This window comes from Alloalcanivorax xenomutans, assembly GCF_900217905.1.
In the GTDB taxonomy this organism is placed as follows: domain Bacteria; phylum Pseudomonadota; class Gammaproteobacteria; order Pseudomonadales; family Alcanivoracaceae; genus Alloalcanivorax; species Alloalcanivorax xenomutans.
The window spans coordinates 76,805-91,482 of the sequence record NZ_OBMO01000017.1; the positions used below are offsets into that span (position 1 = coordinate 76,805).

General features: G+C 63.3%; 17 protein-coding genes. 1 reads left to right on the forward strand and 16 read right to left on the reverse strand.

From position 1 onward, the window contains the following. Nucleotides 1-118: 118 nt before the first annotated feature. The 14 genes from CRO06_RS14250 to CRO06_RS14315 form a co-directional block, all read right to left on the reverse strand. Nucleotides 119-1,450 (reverse strand): DNA recombination protein RmuC, encoded by a 1,332-nt coding sequence (locus CRO06_RS14250; protein ID WP_097058724.1) that lies wholly within the window; start codon nucleotides 1,448-1,450, stop codon nucleotides 119-121. A gap of 2 nt (nucleotides 1,451-1,452) precedes the next feature. Further along, entirely contained in the window at nucleotides 1,453-2,250 is a 798-nt protein-coding gene (locus CRO06_RS14255) for a TatD family hydrolase (protein WP_022994618.1), read from the reverse strand. A gap of 67 nt (nucleotides 2,251-2,317) precedes the next feature. Next, complete coding sequence (locus CRO06_RS14260) at nucleotides 2,318-2,665, reverse strand: PilZ domain-containing protein (RefSeq protein ID WP_014995059.1); 348 nt, start codon at nucleotides 2,663-2,665, stop codon at nucleotides 2,318-2,320. Nucleotides 2,666-2,723: 58 nt separating this feature from the next. Further along, nucleotides 2,724-3,734, reverse strand: a complete 1,011-nt coding sequence (locus tag CRO06_RS14265) for a DNA polymerase III subunit delta' (RefSeq protein ID WP_097058725.1) — start codon at nucleotides 3,732-3,734, stop codon at nucleotides 2,724-2,726. Continuing rightward, on the reverse strand, nucleotides 3,731-4,357 hold the full coding sequence (tmk, locus tag CRO06_RS14270) for a dTMP kinase (protein ID WP_097058726.1): 627 nt from the start codon (nucleotides 4,355-4,357) through the stop codon (nucleotides 3,731-3,733). The genes CRO06_RS14265 and tmk overlap by 4 nt, the downstream gene beginning before the upstream one ends. Then, a complete protein-coding gene (gene mltG, locus CRO06_RS14275) occupies nucleotides 4,354-5,412 on the reverse strand; it encodes an endolytic transglycosylase MltG (RefSeq protein WP_097058727.1) in 1,059 nt (352 codons plus the stop codon). The genes tmk and mltG overlap by 4 nt, the downstream gene beginning before the upstream one ends. Before the next feature lie 67 nt (nucleotides 5,413-5,479). Beyond that, nucleotides 5,480-6,268, reverse strand: coding sequence for an aminodeoxychorismate lyase (pabC, locus tag CRO06_RS14280; protein ID WP_097058728.1), 789 nt, complete (start codon nucleotides 6,266-6,268; stop codon nucleotides 5,480-5,482). 10 nt (nucleotides 6,269-6,278) lie between these two features. Beyond that, nucleotides 6,279-7,517, reverse strand: coding sequence for a beta-ketoacyl-ACP synthase II (fabF, locus tag CRO06_RS14285; RefSeq protein ID WP_097058729.1), 1,239 nt, complete (start codon nucleotides 7,515-7,517; stop codon nucleotides 6,279-6,281). Nucleotides 7,518-7,936: 419 nt separating this feature from the next. Beyond that, the gene (acpP, locus tag CRO06_RS14290) at nucleotides 7,937-8,170 is read right to left on the reverse strand and encodes an acyl carrier protein (RefSeq protein ID WP_014995065.1); all 234 of its coding nucleotides are present in this window, start codon (nucleotides 8,168-8,170) and stop codon (nucleotides 7,937-7,939) included. A 274-nt stretch (nucleotides 8,171-8,444) separates the two neighbouring features. Beyond that, the gene (fabG, locus tag CRO06_RS14295; RefSeq protein ID WP_022994612.1) at nucleotides 8,445-9,179 is read right to left on the reverse strand and encodes a 3-oxoacyl-ACP reductase FabG; all 735 of its coding nucleotides are present in this window, start codon (nucleotides 9,177-9,179) and stop codon (nucleotides 8,445-8,447) included. A gap of 9 nt (nucleotides 9,180-9,188) precedes the next feature. Continuing rightward, nucleotides 9,189-10,115, reverse strand: a complete 927-nt coding sequence (fabD, locus tag CRO06_RS14300; protein ID WP_022994611.1) for an ACP S-malonyltransferase — start codon at nucleotides 10,113-10,115, stop codon at nucleotides 9,189-9,191. Between the two features lie 154 nt (nucleotides 10,116-10,269). Next, nucleotides 10,270-11,304 carry a phosphate acyltransferase PlsX gene (gene plsX / locus CRO06_RS14305; protein WP_022994610.1) on the reverse strand — a complete coding sequence of 345 codons (1,035 nt, stop codon included), beginning with the start codon at nucleotides 11,302-11,304 and terminating at the stop codon, nucleotides 10,270-10,272. A 145-nt stretch (nucleotides 11,305-11,449) separates the two neighbouring features. Further along, nucleotides 11,450-11,641 (reverse strand): 50S ribosomal protein L32, encoded by a 192-nt coding sequence (gene rpmF, locus CRO06_RS14310; protein ID WP_097058730.1) that lies wholly within the window; start codon nucleotides 11,639-11,641, stop codon nucleotides 11,450-11,452. 19 nt (nucleotides 11,642-11,660) lie between these two features. After that, complete coding sequence (locus tag CRO06_RS14315; RefSeq protein WP_022994609.1) at nucleotides 11,661-12,191, reverse strand: YceD family protein; 531 nt, start codon at nucleotides 12,189-12,191, stop codon at nucleotides 11,661-11,663. 148 nt (nucleotides 12,192-12,339) lie between these two features. Here CRO06_RS14315 and CRO06_RS14320 point away from each other — a divergent pair, with 148 nt between their 5' ends. Then, on the forward strand, nucleotides 12,340-12,933 hold the full coding sequence (locus CRO06_RS14320; RefSeq protein WP_097058731.1) for a Maf family protein: 594 nt from the start codon (nucleotides 12,340-12,342) through the stop codon (nucleotides 12,931-12,933). A gap of 62 nt (nucleotides 12,934-12,995) precedes the next feature. On the opposite strand, the gene sppA is transcribed toward CRO06_RS14320, so the two are convergent. Both sppA and CRO06_RS14330 read right to left on the reverse strand, forming a co-directional pair. Then, a complete protein-coding gene (gene sppA / locus CRO06_RS14325; protein WP_097058732.1) occupies nucleotides 12,996-13,973 on the reverse strand; it encodes a signal peptide peptidase SppA in 978 nt (325 codons plus the stop codon). Beyond that, nucleotides 13,933-14,646, reverse strand: a complete 714-nt coding sequence (locus tag CRO06_RS14330) for an HAD-IA family hydrolase (RefSeq protein WP_097058733.1) — start codon at nucleotides 14,644-14,646, stop codon at nucleotides 13,933-13,935. Before CRO06_RS14330 ends, sppA begins: the two co-directional genes overlap by 41 nt. Between the last annotated feature and the right edge of the window lie 32 nt (nucleotides 14,647-14,678).

Consider the following 14,678-nt stretch of genomic DNA (forward strand, 5'->3'; position numbering starts at 1 on the left):
GTATCACAAAATGATATGTGCAAAAATAATAAAAAGGCGCCATTTCGTGCGGGTTAACCACACGATTGGCGCCTATTTAAGTTTTTTATCTACAATTTATAGCACTATAAAAAACAGCTTATTGATCGTCGCCATCCTCGCCTTCCTCATCCTCCACCGGAGGCGGCAGATTACGCCGGGCCTTGGCCCCCAGATCCCGCAATTTATGCGCCTGCCCCAGCAGATTGCCACGCCCTTCCGTGAGCCGCTTGTAGGACGTTTCCCAGGCCTGTTGCGCCTTGCCGAGCTTGTCTCCCACATCCTCCAGGGATTCGCTGATCAGAGACACCTGATCACAGATCCGGCCGGCGCGATCGGCGATATCCAGGGCATTGCGGTTCTGATACTCATACCGCCAGATGTTCTGGATGGTGCGCAGGGTCACCAGTAAGGTCGTGGGACTGACCAATACGATGTTGCGCTCGTAGGCCTCGGTATAGAGCCCCGGTTCCGCTTCCATGGCGGTCATGAAGGCCCCTTCCACGGGAATGAACAGCAGCACGAAGTCGAGACTGCGAATCCCGTCCAGACGGCTGTAATCCTTGGTGTCCAGCCCCTTGATATGGGCGCGCAGGGATTGCAGGTGCTGCTCGCGGGCCTGGCGACGTTCCTCCTCATCCTCGGCGCTGGTGAAGCGCTCATAGGCCACCAGGGAGACCTTGGCGTCGATCACCACGTCCTTGCCCTCGGGCAAATGGACGATGGCGTCCGGCAGCCGCCGGCCTCCGTCCTCGCCGCGCAACGCCACTTGGGTGTCGTATTCTCGTCCTTTGGTGAGGCCGGAACTTTCCAGCACCCGCTCCAGAATCATCTCGCCCCAGTTGCCCTGGGTCTTCACCTGGCCACGCAGGGCGTCAGTCAGATTCCGGGCGTCCTGATGCATTTGCTGGTTGAGACTCTTGAGATGCTGGAGCTGCTCGGTCAGCGCCGCCTGGGCCCGGGCATCATCACCGTGGATCTGGTCAACCCGGCGGCGGAATTCGGTCAACTGCTCACGGAACGGCTGCAGCAGGGTATGGATGCCTTCGCGGTTTTTCTCCTCGAACTGACGGCTGCGCTGCTCGAAGATGCGCCCGGCCAGCAATTCGAATTCCTTGCGTAGCTGCTCCCGGCTCTCCTCGGCGAAGCGCAGCTTGTCCTGTTGGCCGGCCAGACGTTCCTCCAGACGGGCCTGTTCGGCGCGGGCGACGGACAGTTTTTCCTCCGCCTGGCGCCATTGCTGACCTTGCTGTTCCAGGTGCCGACGTTGCTCGTCACGTTCCTGTTCCAGCACCTGGATCCGCAGCGCCAACCGCTCCGCTTCCTGCTCCAACAGGGCACGGCGGCGGCGCATAGGCAGCCAGACCAGCAGCGCGGCGATCACCGCCGCGGCCACGGCGGCGGCCGCCAGCCACCACCAAAACGTCGCCATCGTCACGGTACCGCCTTATTGAACAGCTGGAAGAAGTTATGGCGGGTAATGCGCGCCAGCTCCGCCACCGGCAGCCCTTTCAGTTGCGCCACGCACTCCGCCACCTTGGCGACGAAACGGGGTTCGTTGGGTTTGCCCCGGTAAGGCACCGGCGCCAGCCAGGGGGCATCCGTCTCGATCAGCAAACGTTCCACCGGCAACGCGGCAACGGTTTCACGCAGCGCTTCCGCGTTGCGGAAGGTGACGATACCGGAAATGGAGATGTAAAAACCCAGTTCGATGGCCTGCTCCGCCATGTCACGGTCCTCGGTGAAGCAGTGCAGGACACCCCGCACCCGTCCTTCCCCGTGTTCGCGCAGCAGCGCCAGGGTATCGTCCTTGGCGCCGCGGGTGTGCACCACCAGCGGCAGACCGGTGTCGCGAGCGGCACGGATATGCTCAACGAAACGCTTCTGCTGCCACTCCCGCTGCTCCTTGGCGTAGAAGTAATCCAGGCCGGTTTCACCGATGCCCACCACTCTGGGATGGTCCGCCAGGCCGATCAGCTCCGCCGCGTCCGGTTCATGCACGTCCTTGTAAAGTGGATGCACACCGACGGTGGCGAACACGTCCGGCTGGGTTTCGGCCATCTCCCGCACCCGTGGAAAGGTTTCCAGATCGACACCGATGCACAGCATGGTGCCCACGCCGTCGGCGCGGGTGGCGTCCATCAGGGCCTGAAAATCACCTTGGTAGGCGTCCAGATTGAGGCGGTCCAGGTGGCAATGGGAGTCCACCAGATCAAGGGTCTCCGTAGACATGAAACACTCCGTATTGAACTGCGGGCATTCTACATGAAACGGGATCCCGGGTGCCGGACGGCAGGCGCTACATCGTATGCGTGGGCCGGTCCGATTGCAGCGATCCGGCGAGGTGATTTTCTATGGTGCGCCGGGCGGTGTCGTCCTGATCGGAGAACTGCACGCCGATGCCGGCACTGCGATTGCCCTGGGCGCCTCTCGGCGTGATCCAGACCACCCGGCCGGCCACCGGTATTTTCTCCGGCTCATCCATGATGCTGAGCAGGAGAAAGATCTCCTCCCCCAACTGATAGGCTTTCTCGGTCGGCACGAACAGGCCGCCATTGCCGATAAACGGCATGTAAGCAGCGTACAGCGCTGCCTTGTCCTTGATACTCAGCGAAAGAATGCCACTACGGCCCCCCGGCATCTTCATGCCACCCCCCTGTCGCGGTACTGCGTGTGATTGTTGTGCATGCCAATTCCGTGGGCGCTTACTGCAAGGCGGCGTCCACGCCCACCAGCACCAGCATCCATTGCTCCATGAGCAATTCCTTGTTCGGGTTGGCCCCGGCCAGGATTTGCCGGCGGCCTTCCTGGATCCGTTGGGTGGCGCGCATCAACCGCGCCACCGGAACGGTATCGGCGAGCTGCCGCAGCAGCGGCTCCAGTTGCGCATCGCCTTCGCCGGCGGGTGTGGCCGCGCCCCCAAGCGCCGCCAACCGCGTCGCCCTGGCCAGCCAACCATACAATATCCGCGCCATGGTGTCCGGCTCGAACGCCGCCAGCGCCTGTGCGCCCTGGGCTGGAGACAGACGCCCCTGGGCCACTCTCAATACCTGTTCGGCAAGCCGGCGGCGATCACTGAACCAGTCCGCGTCCTGCAGCACCAGCGCTTTCAAAGGCGCGCCCTGGGCCGCGTCCAGCAACGCCGGCGCCGCCTCCCCAACCTGCGGCGTCAACCAGGAGAGCGCCTGATCGGCGGCGGGCACCGGCAACAATCGTTGCTGGCAACGGCTGCGCACGGTGGGCAGCAGCAGGCTGGGCTGGTGGCTGACCAGAATCAGGGTCATGCCCGGCCCCGGCTCTTCCAGAGTCTTGAGCAGCGCGTTCTGCGCACTGCGATTAAGCGCTTCCGCCGGGGATAACAGCGCCAGCCGCCCGCCGCCGAACTGGGCGGTACGGGAGCAGAACTCCACCAGACGCCGCACCTGATCGATCTTGATCGCCCGGCTGCCCCCTTCCGGTGTCAGCACGTGCATATCCGGATGGGTGCCGGCGGTGCTCAGGTGGCAGGCCTCGCACTGGCCACAGGCCACGCCGGCGCTGGGCTGCCGGCACAACAGCGTCTGCATCAGCGACTGCGCCAGCCGGTATTTGCCGATGCCTTCGGGGCCGGCCAGTAACAGGGCATGGGGCAAACGCTGACGCTGGTGCTGATCCAGCAGCCGCGCCATCTCCTCCTGATGCCAGGGGCAGGGTACCTGTACCGGCGCTTTGTTCATGCCCCCTCCGTAATCGCATCCACCCAGGCGCCCAGGCACTCGCGCACCTGCTCCAGCGGCCGGGTGGCGTCCAGCCGCACGAATCTGCCGGGTTCATTGCGGGCCCGTTGCAGATAGCAGTCACGCACCCGCTGGAAAAAATCCCGGCTCTCCTGCTCGATGCGGTCCAACTCGCCCCGTTTGCCGGCGCGGGCCAGCCCCACTTCCACCGGCACGTCGAACAGCAAGGTGTGATCCGGCGTCACCCCGGCCAGCACCAGCTGCTCGAGAATGGCGATGGCGTCACGGTCCAGGCCGCGCCCGGCGCCCTGGTAGGCCCAGGTGGCGTCCATGAAACGGTCGCACAGCACCCATTCGCCGCGGGCCAGGGCGGGCCGGATCAGAGCGTCCAGGTGCTGGGCACGGGCGGCGAACACCAACAGCAATTCGGTGGTATCGGCCATCGGCTCCTCGCTGGGCGCCAGCAGCACCTGACGGATGCGCTCCGCCAGTTCGGTACCCCCAGGCTCCCGGGTAACACGCACCGTCTTGCCGCGCTGACGCAGGCGTTCGGCCACCCATTCCAGGTTGACGCTTTTGCCGGCGCCCTCACCGCCTTCAAGTGTGATGAAGCGGCCGCTCATGGTGCCGCTCCCGGGCTTGAGCGGTAATCATCACGCCGGTTGAGCTGGTATTGGCGTACCGCGCGCCGGTGCTCCGCCAGCGTATTGGAGAAGGTGTGGCTGCCGTCGCCACGGGCGACAAAATACAACGCCTTGGTCTGTTGCGGATGCACGGCGGCGAAGATGGCATCGCGGCCGGGCATGGCGATGGGCGTCGGCGGCAATCCGCTGATCACATAGGTGTTGTAAGGGGTGGGCTCACGCAGATCGGCCCGGCCAATGCGGCCGGCGTAGCGCTCGCCCATGCCATAGATCACCGTGGGGTCGGTTTGCAACCGCATTCCCAGACGCAAGCGGTTGACGAAAACTCCGGCGATCTGGCCGCGTTCCTTGGCTACACCGGTTTCCCGTTCCACAATGGAGGCCATGATCAATGCCTGGTAAGGGTCGTCATAGGGCAGCTTATCATCGCGGCCGAGCCAGGCTTCGTCCAGTATCTTGCGCTGACGCTCCAGGGCCCGGCGCAGCAACTCCATATCGCTGGTGCCGGCGGTGTAGAAATAGGTGTCCGGGGCGAACCAGCCTTCGGGGTGGGTGTCCGGCATTCCCAGCCGCGCCATCACTTCCTCGTCGTCAACGCCGTCCAGCGTGACGGTGAGCCCTTCCAGTTCGGACAGACGGGCGCGAAACTGGCGAAAGGTCCAGCCCTCCACCAGGGTGACACTGCGCTGCAGCACCTCCCCCCGGTCGATACGCTCCAGCAGCGTCAACAGAGAGTCCCCCGGGAACAATTGATATTCCCCCACATGCATGCGCCCTTCGACGCCGGTGAACCGGCTATACAAACGTCCCGCTACCCGGCGCAGCGTGGACTCGGGCTCACCACCCAGCAAGCCTTCCCCTTGCAGTCGGTTCATCAGATGACTGAAGCCGGTGCCGGCCGGCACCTGCACCAGGCGGGCCTCGGTCACCGGCAAGGGTCGATGCAAATACCCACTTACCCAAAAGCCCGCCAACGGAATCGCCACGATGACGAACACCAGCAGCAGAGCAAAAACTCGTATTTTTCGACGCATGGATTGAATTTCAATGCCTGTATTGACGATCCCTGGCCACGGAGCGGGATCGGGGTTATGCGCGCGCTCAGTCGTTGAACTGCGCCCGCCAGAGCTGTTGCCAACATAGAATATGCGGGTTCATCGGCCACGCCCACTGCGCCAGTTTACGCACCGGCAACAGGCCGACAATACTGTTGGTAAGAAAAATGCCATCGGCCCGGCGCAGATGTGACAGGGGCCTCGCCCTTACCTCCACCCGCCAGCCCTGATCACGGGCGATGTCGAGCAGCCAGTCGCGTGCCACGCCGGCGACTCCGGCGCGCTCCAGGGAGGGCGTCCAGAGCAAGTCGCCGAACACGGCGAACAGATTCATCGAAGTGGCTTCCACCGGGCATCGGTGGCGGTCCAGCAACAGCCCCTCGCGCCAGCCATGGCGGCCGGCCTCGGCGCGCGCCGCCACTTGTGGCAAGCGGTTGAGATGCTTGAGTCCGGCAAAGGGATCGTCCGGCAGCACGGTATCGCAGAGACCGATTTCGACCCCGTGAAGGAGATGGTCGCGCGGTTCCGCTGTCAGCGGGAACCATTGACCAAACAAGGTGGGTTCAGGCCGCGCCGGTGGCAAATAACCACGGCCACCGCTGCCACGGGTCAACACCAGTTTGACCACACCGGCCTCCGCGCCGTGATCGCGCAGTTGCGCCGCCAGAGCCCGTTCCAATTCCCCCGCCGCCAGCGGAATCGCCAGCCGGCGGGCGCCGGCCAGCATTCTCGCCCGGTGCCGGGGCCACAATGGCACCCGGCCGTCCGCGCCGACCCTCAGGGTTTCAAACAGACCATCCCCATAGGCCAGGCCGCGGTCACTGCGGGACAGCATAGTGCTCCGCTCAGACGCGGCGGAACAACAGGGTGCCGTTAGTGCCGCCGAAGCCGAAGGAGTTGGACAAGGCCACGTCGATCCGCCGGTCCTGGGCCTGATTGGGCACCAGGTTCAGATCACAACCATCATCCGGATCGTTCAGGTTGATGGTCGGCGGCGCCACGTTGTCACGCATGGCCAGCAGACACATGATCGCTTCCACGGCACCAGCGGCCCCCAGAAGGTGGCCGATCATGGACTTGGTGGAGCTCACCGCCAGCTTGTCGGCGTGCTCGCCAAACACCTGCTTCACCGCGTTCAACTCGGCCAGATCACCCAGCTTGGTGGAGGTGGCGTGGGCATTGATGTAATCCACTTCGCCGGCGTCCATCCCGGCATCACGCAGAGCGTTACGCATGGACAACGCGGCACCGGCGCCGTTTTCTGACGGCGCGGTCATGTGGTAGGCGTCATCGCTCATACCGTAGCCGACCAGTTCGGCGTAAATAGTGGCGCCGCGGGCCTTGGCCCGTTCGTATTCTTCCACCACCACGGCGCCGGCGCCGTCGCCGAGCACGAAGCCGTCACGCTCACGGTCCCAGGGCCGGCTGGCCGCCTGGGGCTCGTCGTTACGGGAAGACAGTGCCCGCGCCGCGGCAAAACCGCCCATGCCCAGCGGAGTGGAGCCTTTTTCCGCGCCGCCGGCGATCATCACGTCGGCCACACCCAACTGGATCTGCTGGGCGGCGAAGCCGATGTTATGAGTACCGGTGGTGCAAGCGGATACGGTGGCGAAGTTTGGCCCCTTGAAGCCGTACATGATGGCCAGGTTACCGGCGATCATATTGATGATGGTGCTGGGCACGAAGAATGGAGACAGCTTGCGCGGGCCGGAATCCAGCAACTTGCGGTGGTTCTCTTCGATATTGGTGAGCCCGCCGATGCCGGAACCGATGGCGGCGCCAATGCGCTCGCCGTCTTCCTTGTCCATATCCAGACCGGCGTCGCCAATGGCCTGGATCGCCGCCACCATGCCGTACTGGACGAACAGGTCCATTTTCCGGCCCTCCTTGGCGGACAGGTAATCACCCAGCTCAAAATCCGGTACCAGGCCGGCGAATTTGGTGGAGAAATCCGAGGTGTCGAAGTGCTCAATCGGGCGAATGCCGCTACGGCCCGCCTTGATGCCCTCCCAAGTACTGTTCACATCGGCGCCCAGGGGCGTGAGCATACCCAGGCCGGTTACCACTACTCGACGTCGTGTCACCTGTATTCCTCCCAAAATGACGATTCCGGGGCCGGACCTGTCAGCGCCGGCGCCCTCGGATTATAGCGTACCGATTCGCTGCCAGGGCAGCTCCCACAGCAGCTCCGTAGCGCTCTCTGCGGAAAGCAAGCCTGCTCGCGAATACAGCGCGACTTCCTATCTCCAACGCGAACAAACGCAGCACAACCACCACGGATGGCGGTCACAGACAAATCGCCGGGAGCGATTTTTGACGTCGCCCCGGCGACGGCCCGCAGGGTGATCACCATGGACGGTGATCACAAACAAATCGTCCGGAACGATTTTTGACGTCGCCCCGGCGACGGCCCGCAGGGTGATCACCATGGACGGTGATCACAAAAAAACCGCAAGCCCGTACAGAGCCTGCGGTTTTCCTTAGCGCAGCGTTACGACCGAAATCAGCTGTGGGCTTTGATGTAGTCCACGGCTGCTTGTACGGTGCTGATCTTTTCAGCTTCTTCGTCGGGGATTTCGGTCTCGAATTCTTCCTCGAGGGCCATTACCAGTTCAACGGTGTCCAGGGAATCGGCGCCCAGGTCTTCCACGAAGGAAGATTCGGATTTCACGTCTTCCGGCTTAACGCCCAATTGCTCGACAATGATCTTCTGGACCCGTTCTTCGATGCTGCTCATGATCCTATTACTCTCCTATTAATGGTGTGCAAGCACCTATGAGCGGCTATTCTAGGTGAACGCGATTTGCGCTTGCAAGCCGCCGCCGGTGCCCGTTTTCACGGATACGTTTCCAAATATGTTGAACCCCACCCACCGTGGAGACGGTAATACCATCTCGACGGGGGCCACCCTGAAGCAGCGGCCCGGGCGAATCCATTGCATAAACCAGCCCCAAGGGGCCGGCGCATTCCAACCGGAACCGGCAGCTTAGCGGTTTCCGGAGGATTTGTCCCTACCCGGTGAACATGCCACCGTTAACATGGACCGTGGTACCCGTCACATAGCCACCACCGTCACCGGCCAGCCACGCCACCGCGCTGGCCACTTCATCGGGACTGCCGAGGCGGCCCAGGGGGATCTCCCGCAGCAGCGCATCGCGCTGGGCCTCGGGCAGAACATCGGTCATGTCGGTCTGGATAAAGCCCGGCGCCACCGAATTCACCGTGATGTTACGCGAGCCCAGCTCGCGGGCAAGGGCACGGGTAAAGCCCTCCACACCGCCTTTGGCCGCGGCATAGTTGGCCTGGCCGGCGTTGCCCATGGTCCCCACCACGGAACTGATATTGATCACCCGGCCCCAGCGGGCCTTGGTCATGCCCTTGATGCAGGCCTTGGTGACCCGGTACAGCGAATTCAGGTTGGTGTTGATCACATCCATCCATTCGTCGCTCTTCATCCGCAACATGATGTTGTCACGGGTGATGCCGGCGTTGTTCACCAGCACCAGCGGCGCGCCGTGCTTTTCCACGATGGCCTTGATCGCCGTCTCCACCGAAGCGTCATCGGACACATTCAGCACCGCGCCGTCACCATTCTCTCCGAGAGTGTCGGCAATGGCCTTGGCACCATTCTCGCTGGTGGCGGTACCAACCACGAAGAAACCGGCGTTCACCAGATTCTCGGCGATGGCTTTGCCGATGCCGCGACTGGCACCGGTGACCAGGGCCACTTTACGTTCGTCGCTCATGAGGCGTCCTCAACCGTTCAAAGCCGCCTGAAAGGCGTCCAGGGATTCCAGGGGCTTGGCATCCAGCCCCCGGTCGATACGTTTGGCCAGGCCGCACAGCACCTTGCCGGGGCCACATTCGTACAGGGTGGTCACGCCATCGGCGGCCAGAGCCTGCACCGTTTCCACCCAGCGTACCGGGGAGTACAGCTGCCGGATCAGAGCACTGCGAATCGCTTCCGGGTCGGTTTCCCTGGCCACGTCCGCGTTATTGATCACCGGCAGCTCCGGGGCGTGGAAACGGACCTGGGCGAGGCGTTCCGCCAGCGCTTCAGCGGCCGGCTTCATCAGCGCACAGTGAGAGGGCACGCTCACCGGCAGCGGCATGGCGCGCTTGGCACCGGCGGCCTTGCAGGCAGCAATGGCGCGTTCCACCGCGCTACCCTGGCCGGCGATCACCACCTGACCGGGGGCGTTGAGGTTGACCGCCTCCACCACTTCACCTTCGGCGGCCTCGGCACAGGCCTGGCGCACCTGATCGTCGTCCAGACCGAGGATCGCCGCCATGGCGCCCTCGCCTTCCGCCACCGCCTGTTGCATCAATTCGCCGCGGGTGCGCACCAACCGCACCGCATCACCCAGACTGATTACCCCGGCGCAGGTCAGCGCGGTGTATTCACCCAGGCTGTGTCCGGCCAGCAGCGCCGGGCGCGGGCCACCGCTCTGCTCCCACTCCTTCCACAGGGCGACGCCGGCGGTCAGCAGCAGCGGCTGAGTATTCTCGGTGCGATTGAGGTCGGCCTCGGGGCCATTCTGGGCCAATTCCCAGAGATCCATGTCGAGGGCGCCGGAAGCTTCCTGGAAAGCCTGGCGCACGGCGGTGTGATCGGCGAAATCGGCCAGCATACCCAGGCTCTGCGAGCCCTGACCGGGAAAAACGAAAGCGGTTTTTGACATGCGTTTCCCTGATTCGCGAAGGACGGCCGGTGGAACTCCGCGGGAGCCCGCCCCGGACGTCGGGTTATTGGATTTGGCGGCAGTATGCCTTTACCCGTCCGGCTTGTCCGTTCCGGGCTGCAACAAAGTATGAATGGCCCCGGCGCGGCATCCGTCAAGAGGCGGGCTGCTCGGAGGCCCGGACCAACGGTGCCACGGCGTCACGGATCAGTGCCGGCACGTTGCGGCGGGCTTCCAGCAGCGCCACTTCCAGGGCACTGGTAAAGCCGGCTTCGCCGGTGCCGCCATGGCTTTTCACCACCACGCCGTTAAGTCCCACCAGACTGGCGCCATTGTAGCGCTCTGGATCCATACGGCGTTTGAGGCCGTTCAACACCGGCAGGGAAAACAGGCCACTGAGCTTGCGCCACCAGGAACGGCCTATCTCCTCACGGATCATCCCGCCGATCATGGTGGCCACGCCTTCCATGGTTTTCAATGACACGTTACCGACGAAGCCATCGCAGACCACCACGTCCACGTCACCGAGGAAGATGCCATTGCCTTCGACGAACCCCACGTAATTGAGGTCCTCGGCGGCCTGCATCAGAGCAGCGGCCTCCTTGATCTGCTCGTTGCCCTTGATGTCCTCTTCGCCGATGTTGAGCAACGCCACCCGCGGCTGGCTAAGCCCGTCGACGGCGCGGACCACGGCCTGCCCCATCTGCGCGAACTGCAACAGGTGCTCGGGCTGGGAGTCCACATTGGCGCCCAGGTCCAGCATGTGGCAATGGCCCTTGGCGGAGGGAATGGCGGTGCAAATGGCGGGACGATCGATACCAGGAAGGGTTTTCAGCACAAAGCGGCTGACCGCCATCAGGGCACCGGTATTGCCGGCGCTGACCGCGGCCTGGGCACGGCCTTCCTTGACCAGATTGATCGCCACCCGCATGGAGGAATCTTTTTTCTGGCGCAGCGCCACCGCCACCGGATCATCCATGGCCACCACTTCGGAGGCGGGCTCAATGGAAACACGGGCGTGGCCCTCGAGACCGGCCTTGGCCAGCGCCGGCGCCAGAACATCGGGATTACCGACCAGAATGATATGGAGACTGGAATGACGGGAAAGCACACGGCCGACGGCGGGAACGGTGACAGGTACCCCGTGATCCCCCCCCATGGCGTCCACCGCCAGAGTCACGTCTGACATGACCACTCAATTCCTTAAAGGCATGGCGGCACCCAGAATACTCCTAATCCGGCCCAGGTAAAGGCCGGACACGGGCCAGTGCCCCAGAACGAAAAACGGCGCCCGTCAGACGCCGGATATAACCGGGTGACGGGCGCCGTTCGGCTTATTCTTCTTCGTCCAGATCCGAGGTACGCAGAACCTGGCGGCCGCGGTACATGCCGTCCGGAGAGATGTGGTGACGGCGATGCACTTCACCGGTGTTGCTGTCTTCGGTCAGCGTGGCGGCGGACAGCGCATCGTGGGAACGACGCATACCGCGCTTGGAACGGGTTTTGCGATTCTGTTGAACAGCCATTGTCGAGCTCCTCGGCGTGTTACTTGCGGCGACCCTTGAGCTGGGCCAGCACGGCAAAGGGGTTATCCGGATTGTCTTTGTCCCGGCCCTCGCCGTCTTCCCCATCGTCGCGGGTATCCGGCAGCGGATTCGGGCATTGATCGTGCAGCGCCACCAGTGGCATTGCCAATAGCAGCTCTTCCTCGAGCACATCCGCCAACGGCAGACGCTCCTCGGTGACCAGCAGAGGATCCAGGTGCGCGGGCAATGCCTTTGCCTGCTCCTCGCTCCAGACCATGGTCAGGTCCACATTGGCGAGGATCCGCTGGTGCACGGGTTCAAGGCAGCGCTGGCAAATCAAAACCAGCGTGGTTTCCACCTGGCCCCGAACGCACCGGTGCCCGTCCTCGTCGCGGCCAAAAGCCAGCGACACCCGGACCGGCTGGTCCAGGCTCTCGCGATATTCCCGCAGCCGGGGCAGATCCCCAACCCGGGCTTCGCCCTCGATGACGCGCTCCTGGTCCGCGAACTTGCGCGGTTCCAGGTACGGTGGCAGTTGCCCTGAAAACATAAGCGCGCAATTCTAGGCCCGCGCCGCGGCGCTGTCAAAGCGAAAATCACGCCGGCGGCCGGTGCCTAACCATCTGAGAAATTTGGATTTTTCGTGCACTGCCATGCCCACCTCTTTTACACTCGCTGCTTTGAAAACCGAGGAGACCATGGTGAACGACACTCAGCCGACTCTGATTCTGGCCTCTTCCTCTCCGTTTCGCCGTGAGCTGCTAGGCAAACTGGGGCTGCCTTTCACCGCCGCCAGCCCGGATATCGACGAATCCGCCCTGCCCGGCGAAAGCGCCACCGAGCTGGTACTGCGCCTGGCCCGGCTGAAAGCCCAGGCCCTGGCCGCCGACCATCCCGGCGCGCTGATCATCGGTTCCGACCAGGTGTGCGTGCTGGATGACGCCATTCTCGGCAAACCCGGTGACCGGGACAACGCCATCAATCAGTTGAGTAACGCCAGCGGCCGCAGCGTGGTGTTTCATACCGGTCTGTGCCTGTACAACAGCGCCACCGGCCGTCACCAGAGCGGCTGCGAAAACTTCACCGTGCATTTCCGCACTTTGAGCCAGGACCGCATCCGCCGCTACGTGGACAATGAGAAACCGTTCAATTGCGCCGGCAGCTTCAAGTCCGAAGGCCTGGGCATCGTCCTGTTCAAGGCGCTGGAAGGCCGGGACCCCAACGCCCTGGTGGGGCTGCCGCTGATTCTACTGACCGACTTCCTGGCGGCGGAAGGCGTCAGCCTGCCCTGAAGGCAATCGCGGTCCTTTCTTTATATGACTTTCTTTAATTAAGAAGGACCGCGATACCTGTACTAACGTAAATCCGGCACGTACTGCTCCAGCCCCAGGCTACTCCCCAGCCCCTTGCCGATGGAAACACCAAAGCGCTGCAGCAGCTGCTCCACCGGGGACGGGCTGTAAGTGTAGTTCACCAGCTTATCAAGCCCGATGACATCGCGGGCCACCTGGCCTGGGCTCTTGAGACCGTCGATCAGCCCCAAATCCAAAGCCCGCTCACCGGTCCAGAACAGACCGGAAAACAGTTCCGGGTGGCCATCCACCTGGAGGCGGTCACCGCGCCCCTGTTTCACCGCGGCAATAAACTGCTGGTGAATTTCATCCAGCATTTCCTGCACGTGCCGGCGATGGGCCGGATTGACCGGCGCGAACGGATCCATCAGATCCTTGTTCTTGCCGGCGGTGTAGACACGGCGCTCCACGCCCAGCTTCTCCGCCGCTTCCTGCAGGCCGAATCCGGCCATGATCACGCCGATGGAGCCGACGATGCTGGCCGGATCGGCGTAGATATCATCGGCGGCCGAAGCAATATAGTAGGCCCCGGAGGCACCGGTGTCGGTGATCGCCGCATAGACTTTCTTCTCCGGATGCTTCTCGCGCAACCGCCGGATCTCGTTGTAAACCTGATTGGATTGCACCGGTGACCCGCCGGGACTGTTGATGCGCAGCAACACCGCCTTGGCGTTGTCCGCCTCGAACGCTTCCCGCAGACCGGCACTGATCAGGTCCGCCGAGGCCTCGCTGTCGGCGCTGATGACGCCGTCCACGTCCACCACCGCCACGTGGGGCTCGGAAACGGCCAAAGCGCCGTCGCGGCCGGGGATCAACATGAACAGCACGACGAACAGGTAAATAAAGGTCAGCGTCTTGAAGAAAATGCCCCAGCGGCGACTTTTACGCTGCTCCGCCTGGGCCTGTCCCAGCAGCTTCTCGATCAGCTTCCACTCTTTATCACTGCCTTGCGGCTGGGACGGCGGTTGATTCGAATCCATCTACATCTGCTCCTCGCGTGGTTACCCCTACCCCAATCAGGGGCAGCAACTGTGGCAAAGCATCGATCATCGCCCGCGGACTCCGCTGGCGCAGGCGCTCCGGCGTGTGAGCGCCATAGCTGACCGCCACCCGGTCAACCCCGGCGGCCTCGGCCATATCCAGATCAAAGGTAGTGTCTCCCACCATCAGCGCCCGTTCCGGCGCCACTCTCAATTCCTCCAGCAGCTCCAGCACCATGGCTGGATGCGGTTTGGAGCGGCTTTCGTCGGCGCAGCGGGAGGCGTGAAACAAGGCGCCCAGGCCGGTGTTGGTCCAGACCCGGTCCAACCCCTTGCGCGACTTGCCGGTGGCGACGGCCAGTTGCATACCTTGCTCACGCAGCGCCAGCAAGGTATCGCGGGCACCCGGATAAGGCACACTGGGGGAGCGCTCCGCCAATACGAAATGATGAGCATACCGTTCGCGCATGGTGGTCACCATGACTTCGTCCAGAAAGGGGTACAAAGTAAGGATCGCCTCCGGCAAGCCGAGGCCGATGATGCCGCGCACCACCTCATCCTCCAGCGCCGGCAGGTCAAGATCGCGGGCGGCATCGTGCATGCAGGTGACAATGCGGGCGGTGGAGTCCATCACCGTGCCGTCCCAATCGAAAATCACCAGATCGTAGCTCATGTTGCCAGCGCCTCGGGTAGCATTAATCCACT